Annotated in this window: 5 protein-coding genes; 3 read left to right on the top strand and 2 right to left on the bottom strand. The window is 61.1% G+C overall.

Going from position 1 to position 7,606, the window contains the following annotated elements; all coding sequences use genetic code 11:
* Positions 1–393: 393 nt before the first annotated feature.
* Together SGN16_RS13210 and SGN16_RS13205 are read right to left on the bottom strand one after the other, a co-directional pair.
* Positions 394–2,091, bottom strand: coding sequence for a cyclic peptide export ABC transporter (locus tag SGN16_RS13210; protein ID WP_339102101.1), 1,698 nt, complete (start codon positions 2,089–2,091; stop codon positions 394–396).
* Positions 2,092–2,125: 34 nt separating this feature from the next.
* Complete coding sequence (locus tag SGN16_RS13205) at positions 2,126–3,187, bottom strand: TauD/TfdA family dioxygenase (protein WP_210644682.1); 1,062 nt, start codon at positions 3,185–3,187, stop codon at positions 2,126–2,128.
* Positions 3,188–3,530: 343 nt separating this feature from the next.
* On the opposite strand from SGN16_RS13205, the gene syrB1 reads away from it, so the two are divergent.
* From syrB1 to syrC, 3 genes are all read left to right on the top strand, one after another.
* Positions 3,531–5,378: a syringomycin E biosynthesis L-threonine--[L-threonyl-carrier protein] ligase SyrB1 gene (gene syrB1 / locus SGN16_RS13200; RefSeq protein ID WP_339102100.1), complete on the top strand. Its 1,848-nt coding sequence runs from the start codon at positions 3,531–3,533 to the stop codon at positions 5,376–5,378.
* Between the two features lie 18 nt (positions 5,379–5,396).
* Positions 5,397–6,329 carry a syringomycin E biosynthesis L-threonyl-[L-threonyl-carrier protein] 4-chlorinase SyrB2 gene (gene syrB2, locus SGN16_RS13195; protein ID WP_135845730.1) on the top strand — a complete coding sequence of 311 codons (933 nt, stop codon included), beginning with the start codon at positions 5,397–5,399 and terminating at the stop codon, positions 6,327–6,329.
* 61 nt (positions 6,330–6,390) lie between these two features.
* On the top strand, positions 6,391–7,602 hold the full coding sequence (syrC, locus tag SGN16_RS13190; protein WP_210644678.1) for a syringomycin E biosynthesis aminoacyltransferase SyrC: 1,212 nt from the start codon (positions 6,391–6,393) through the stop codon (positions 7,600–7,602).
* Positions 7,603–7,606: the final 4 nt, after the last annotated feature.

Here is a 7,606-nt window from a genome sequence, read left to right as displayed (position 1 = left end):
ACCCGCGCCTCCGACACTCGTCCGTCCACCGACAACGGACCGCTCTGAGCAATCCCGCTCAGAGGTTGTTCGTGACACCGGTTGGCCGAAAGGCTCGTTGCAACAACGTCATCCACAGCACGCGCAAAGAAAAATTTCATACGTTCCTTCTCAGAGATTTGTCAGTGCTGCCTGGGGAAAACGCAACAGGCACGCCTGGAGTTGAAGCAGATCCGCGCAGCCAGCCAGCGCGGCATGGTGTCGGTTGAACAAGCGGGTCGACCTTGCATGGCCTTGCCCCCCCGACAACCCATACGCGCCTGCCAGGTGGGGTTTGAAGCCAGGTATCCTTCACGGTTGTGCAGAGGTATTGTCACGACCTCGCATGCCGGACAACGTCGCCGAAATCGACATTCAGGCGCGCTTATCGCGGATAGCGCAGCTGGTATCGGAAACGATCTGCCCATCGACCAACTTGATGATGCGATCGGCCAGTTGGAAGTACTGATCGTCATGGGTAATGATCAGCACCGTCTTGCCACGACGCTTGAGATCGGGCAGCAATTCCTCATAGAAGAATTTCTTGAACGGCGGATCCTGGTCTGCCGCCCATTCGTCCAGCACGTAGACCGGTCGGTCTTCCATGTAGGCACACACCAGCGCCAGGCGCTTCTGCTGGCCATACGACAAAGCCTTGGTGGTTGAATAACCCAGCCCCTCGATCTTGATTTTGTCGGTCAGCCCCAGGGTTTCCAGATACTTACGGGCCAATGCGGGGCTGCCGTCCTCCTCATCGGGACCGATGAGGCGATTGAACAGATGAAAATCGGAGAACACTGCGGAGAACAAGTCTCGATAGTCACTGCGACTTTCATCGGTGATGGGTGAGCCATCGAGCAGCACCTCACCGCTTTGGGGGATGTAAAGCCCGCAGATCACCTTGGCCAGGGTGCTTTTGCCACAACCGTTGCCACCGACGATGTAGACCAACTCCCCGGATTGCACGCTCAGGTCGATAGGTCCCAGAGAGAAACCGGCATCTGCGTGCAGGTCCTGATAGTGCATCTGCACATCCTTCAACTCGATGCTGTCCCAGGACTTTTTATGCTCCAGCAGATGCACTTTGGGGGCTGGGGTCTCGACGGGGTCTGGGTGCGGATCGTTGATCGAGAAACCGAATTCCGAAAGACGAGCACAGGCGACCCGCCCCGCCGCCAGTAGCGGCATCGCTCCCACCAGCAACGACAGCGGCCCCATGATGTACAGCACGGCCAACACACTGGCCGTCATGACTTTCGGCTCGACCGCACCGACCAGTGGCGCGGCGAACAACAGGCAACCGATCAGCAAGGACAAGGTGAACTGGCCGACGTTGTCGGCGGCGGTGTACCACAGACGCTCGACAAAGTTGTAGCGCGCGACCCGTATAGACGATGCCTCGATGGCAGAGCGACCGAACCAACGCCGCCGAACGCCATTGAGCTTCAGTTCCTTGAGACCAAACACCAGGGCGTGGGTGTATTCGTTGAATGCAGTGAACTCGTCCCGTACACGACCGGTGTATCTGACGCCGCTGGTGAAGAAAAACAGATAAAGCCCGACCCCCAGGATCATCAGTGAGACAGTCAAGGCCAGGACAACCCACGACAGGTAAGCCAGGTAGGCGATACCAAACAGAAAGACAGTCATCTCGACCAGGACTGTGGGGATGATGATCAACGTGGTGTTCAGTTGCGGAATGTCGTTGGTCAACATGGTCAGCACATTGGGCGGGCCGCGCCGGTCAACCTCTTCCAGCGGCGTGGCGAGGATCTTGCGACACAGCGCGATGCGCAACCGCGTCATGATCCGCATGCTGGCGTAAGCCGGGAACAAGGCTGCACCGTTGCGCAAGATCAGCGCCGTGGCACTGAGCCCGATGAACCAGTACAGCGCGTGCAGGCGAGAGCCATCATTGTGGATCGCCTCGTTGATCACGCTCACCACCGCGATAGACGCTACCCCACTGATGACACCGCAGATCAAGGTAAAGAGTGTCAGCCAGGGATGGTTGCGCCACAACAGGCGCATGACCGAGCCCGGCTTCGGCTTCTTCGCTTTTTTCTCTTTCATGGGTTGCTGTCCTCGAATGGAGTCGCGAAAGGGCTCACGCTGGCTGCCATACGTCGCCGCGGGCGGTCATCTCGCCCATGGCCACGACAATCAGGCGCGGCTCCTCGTAAGGATCGCGAGCATGGGCGGCCAACATGTTGTCGAGCATCACTACATCGCCCTTGCGCCAGGCGAACCTGACGGCACAGGCCTCATAGGCCTCGCCGAGCAACGCCATGACGTTGTCTTCTATCGGTGTTCCGTCGCCATAACTGACCATGCGCGGCAGACGATCGGCACCGAATATATCGAGCAGGTCTTCACGCATTTCCTCGCCCAGACAAAATGGGTGATGCAGCTGGACCTGGTTGAAGAAAGCACGCTCGCCCGTCACCGGATGCTCGATGACCGCCGGGCAGAGCGTGCGCACTTGCAGCGTTTCGTCGTCGAGCCATTCGAAATCGGTGCCCTGTTCCCGGCAACGCTGCTCGACAGCCGCGCGGTCAGTGGTACCAAAGAACGATTCCCAGCTCGGCTCGACGCCGACAGTAAAGGTGCGGCTGTACATCAAGCCTTTCTGTTCGAAGCGCGTCACCACCTCCGCCGGCAGGCATCGCAGCACCTGACGGATGTCCGCCAGGGGAGTCGCGCCGCCGACCCGTGACGGCTGCTCGCAGTAGAACCATTGCTTGCGCGGCCAGCTTTCCAGGTGCGAACTCTCGTTGTGATACAGGATCATCTCGCGCTCGGGGTATGGCGTGGATCGGTAGACGTTGCGTCCGCCCTCCTTCTTCGGCAGGTCGCCGTAACTACCATGCAGCCCGGGCGACAGGGCTTCGGCGAACGCCTCGAAGTCCGGCACCGAGGCGAGATCAAAACCGCGAAACAGCACCGCGCCGTGGCGACACAGCAACGCTTCGATCGCCTCGCGATGGGTGCTGGCCCACAGCGAAGGGTCCAGCCCCGGCTCGATGGGTTCGATCACCACGGGCAAACTCAAACCGTCGGCGAGTGACGACAGCCTTACCGATTCGCCGGCGCCGTGACCGGGCCAGACGAGTGAATCCGCCACCCCGTCAGCGGGCATGACGGGTGAAGCGTCAGTTTGAAGACTCATGCATAACTCCTGAACCACAGATCCTCGGATCCACGTCGCAGGGCCGAATCAATGCGCCCCACCATCGGGCAAGGATAAAAACACTGATCCGCGATGGTGTCTGGCACCGCAAACCGGGACAGAGCCCGGCACCTGCCGCTGCACCGACACGGTCGATCCGCATCAGGATCGTTTGTCCCCATTTCCCCCGACAGACGCAGGCACGAAGTCGGTGCTGAAATGCGCCAGCTGCGATTCGCACAGGTACCTCCAACGATCCCGTGGGCCGCAGTGACGTATCGAGTGCAGCGGTTTGCGTACCACGCAAACACGCTGTACGTGGCATTTAACAGGAGCGTTAGTCATGCCGATTAAGAACACTGGCGGATCGGTCAAATCCGCGCCAGCCCCCCTCACGCCTGGTGCATTGCTGCATGAGTTATTCATCGCCCGGGCCCGCGAATTCCCCGAGCGAACCGCGGTGTCCGACGCCTCGCGCTCATTGAGCTACGCCCAACTCGACGCGGCGTCGTCGAAGCTGGCGGCCCGGCTTCGCCAGGAAGGCGTCCAGGACGGGATGCTGGTGGGGATGTGCCTGCCACGCGGCGTCGACCTGGTCATCAGCTTGCTGGGCATCCTCAAGGCCGGTGGCGCTTATGTCCCGGTCGACCCGCAGTACCCTGGCAAGCGTGTCGAACACATCGTTCGCGACAGCGGCCTGAGCCTGATGATCGGCGAACTGGCCGACCTGCCACAAAGCACGTCCGTGCGTGTCCTGCCCCTGGCCGAACTGCTGGCCGGCCCGACACTGGAGCTGTCGGCCGACGCCGACCGCCGCAACCCCGACGAGGCCGCGGCCTATGTCATCTACACCTCCGGTTCCACCGGTGAGCCCAAGGGTGTATTGGTCGCGCACGGCAATGTCAGCCGCCTGCTGGAAAGCACCCAGCGTTCGTTCGCCTTCAACGAGAACGACGTCTGGTCGATGTTCCACTCCATCGGCTTCGATTTTTCGGTCTGGGAAATCTGGGGCGCCCTCGCCCACGGCGGCCACGTTGCCGTCGTGCCTTACGATGTGTCGCGCTCGCCAAGTGAGATGCGCCAATGGCTGGCTGACCAGGGCGTGACAGTCCTGAGCCAGACGCCCTCGGCGTTCCGTGGCCTCGATGAAGCCGACCGCTCCGCCCCTGCCCCTCTGGCGCTGCGCTATGTGGTGTTCGGTGGCGAGGCGCTGCCGGCCACCGTGCTGCGCCCGTGGGTCGAGCGTCATGGCGACCAGAAGCCGGCCTTGATCAACATGTACGGCATTACCGAAGCCACCGTCCACACCACCTTCAAGCGTGTGCTCGGCCAGGACCTGGAAAGTGCCGCCATGGTTTCCATCGGCGCGCCACTGGATGGCTGGCGTCTGCATCTGCTCGACGCCGATCAGCAACCGGTGCCCCAGGGCAACCCCGGTGAGCTGTACATCGAGGGCGCCGGTGTAGCGCTGGGTTACCTGAGTCGTCCCACCCTGAACGCAGAGCGTTTCGTCCAGTTGCCGGGCACCTCGAGCCGAGCCTATCGCACCGGAGACCTGCTGGTCCTGGGGGATGACGGCGAGTACCGCTACGCCGGACGTTGCGACGAACAATTGAAGATCCGCGGTTTCCGGATCGAGCCGGGAGAAGTCGAGGCTTGCCTGCAAACCAGCCCGGCCATCGCCGCGGCCCATGTCGTCGGCCACGATTACGGCGAGGGCGACTGGCGCCTGGTCACCTACGTGGTGCCGTCCCAGGGCGTCGAGGCCTGGACCGAACAGACCCGCAGCGAAGTGGCCGCGCTGGTGGCCGCCAATCTGCCGGACTACATGCGTCCTTCGGCCTACATTGCGCTGGCGCAATTGCCGGTCACGGACCACGGCAAGATCGACAAGGCTCGCCTGCCCTCGCCTGAATCGGTGCCTTCGAGCGTGGAGCACGCCAGCGAACCGGGCCTCACCGAACAGGAGCAGTTCGTGCTCAAGGTCTGGTCGGACGATATCGGCCTGAAGAACATCGGCCTGAACGATGATTTCTTCGATTTCGGCGGCACCTCCCTGGCCCTGATCCGCTCGTTGAGCACACTCAAGGCCCATTACCGGGTCAACCTCGACCCAGGCGTGCTGGCAGATGGCGCGACCGCCAAAGTGTTGGCCGGCTGCATCCAGCGTTCCCTTGTTCAAGCCCATTGACCGAAAAGGAAAAAGCCCATGAGCAAAAAATTCGCCTTGACCCCGGAAGAACGTGCGTCCTTCGAAAAGAACGGTTTCATCGGACCATTCGACGCCTATTCGCCAGAAGAAATGAAAGAGACCTGGAAGCGCACCCGTCTGCGCCTGCTCGACCGCAGCGCTGCGGCGTACCAGGATCTGGATGCGATTTCCGGCGCCACCAACATCGCCAACTATGATCGCCACCTGGACGACGAATTCCTCGCCAGTCACATCTGTCGCCCGCAGATCTGCGACCGCGTCGAGAGCATTCTCGGCCCGGATGTATTGTGCTGGCGCACCGAGTTTTTCCCTAAATACCCGGGCGACGAAGGCACCGACTGGCACCAGGCCGACACCTTTGCCAATGCCTCGGGCAAACCGCAGATTCTCTGGCCGGAAAATGAAGACTTCGGTGGCACCATCACCGTCTGGACCGCCTTCACCGACGCCAACATTGCCAACGGTTGCCTGCAATTCATTCCCGGCACCCAGAACAGCATGAACTACGACGAAACCAAGCGCATGAGCTACGAGCCCGAGACCAACAACTCGGTGGTCAAGGATGGTGTGCGACGCGGTTTCTTCGGCTACGACTATCGCCAGCTGCAGATCGACGAGAACTGGAAACCTGACGAAGCCGCCGCCGTGCCCATGCAGATGAAGGCCGGTCAGTTCATCATTTTCTGGTCGACCCTGATGCACGCCTCCTATCCCCACAGCGGTGAGTCCCAGGACATGCGCATGGGCTTCGCTTCGCGCTATGTGCCGTCGTTCGTGAAGATTTATCCGGACTCCGACCACATCGAGGAATACGGCGGTCGTATCAGCCTGGAAAAATACGGTGCGGTCCAAGTGATCGGGGACAAGACCCCGGAATACAACCGCCTTGTCACCCATACCACCCGAGGCAAGAAATTCGAAGCGGTCTGATTTTTTCAGTGCCATATGACAGTTGGCATGCGCAACGTGCCTGACAGGAGTCCCCCAATCCATGACTATTTCCACCGACGCAGCCACGCGCCTGTGTGAGACCGTGAGGATGCTTAGGCACCTTGCCATCCATCTGCCCGATCCTATCTGCCTGAGCTTTCTCGCCCAGGGGAGTGACCTGTCACCCGACCAGGCCTCCCCTAGCGTCAGAGCCACCGAACGGGCGGTCAGCACCGCCTTCGCACGGATCGGCGTCAAAGCCGTGCAGTACTTGCACGACGGCGAGACGCAACTGTCGTCCTTCGAAATGTTTATCAGCAAGAAAATCTGCCAGGCGCTCGATTTCTCCTACGACCACTTCGACGACGTCGACAGTGCCAAGGAGTTCGGGCGCCTGGTCAGACACTTCGATTTCAGCGGTGCAGTGCCCGAGGTCGAGACACTGCACCTGATCACCCGCGACAACGTGGCGCTATCGGTCCACGCCAGTACCGAGCGCCAGCGCCCGGCCATCGTCCTGGCCCTGCCCTGTGGCATGCCATTCGACTTGTGCCGCGAGTGGTTCAACGCACTGAGCGAGCGGTTCTTCGTGGTCACCTGGGAAACCCGTGGGCTATTCGGTTCCTGCACCTCGTTCGACCAGTTGTCGGTGGATACCGACGCCCAGGTCGGCGACCTGATCAACGTGATGAATCACTACGGATTGCAGAGCGCACACCTGATGGGCATCTGCGGCGGGGCGGTGATTGCGCTGAGCGCTGCCGCCACCTATCCGGATCGGGTCAACTCCCTGAGCCTTTGGCATGGCGATTACAACCTGGGCGACGACAGCCTGCGCACCGCCCACCAGCAGAACTTCGAATGGCTGATGGAATCGGCCGCCGTGGACCGTAACGAAGCCAGCGACTTGCAGGCGTTGTTCCTGGACCAGGCGACACTGGCGACCATTCCGGACTCCATCGCCCATGCGGCGCTCTATCCTTACGTCAATGAGGAGCTGTTCTATCGCTATGCACGACTCAACGATGCGCTGAACAAGACCGAGTTGAAGTCGCGCCTGGAACAGATCACCGTGCCCACCCTGGTGGTCGCCGGCGACGCCGATGAAACCACTCACATCGGCGGTTCCCGGCTCATTGCCGAGGCCATCAGCGACGCCCTGCTGCATGTGGAACGCAACGGCAGTCATCTGGCGTTCTTCGAGTCCACCCAGCGCTCGAAGCACACCGCTTTCCACTTCCTGGAATCGACCCTCGAAGCGACGGCTGTTTGACCTC

This window comes from Pseudomonas sp. G166 (genome assembly GCF_037027455.2).
Lineage (GTDB): Bacteria > Pseudomonadota > Gammaproteobacteria > Pseudomonadales > Pseudomonadaceae > Aquipseudomonas.
The sequence above is the reverse complement of the archived record's forward strand: the minus strand, read 5'-3'. Positions and strand labels throughout refer to the sequence as shown.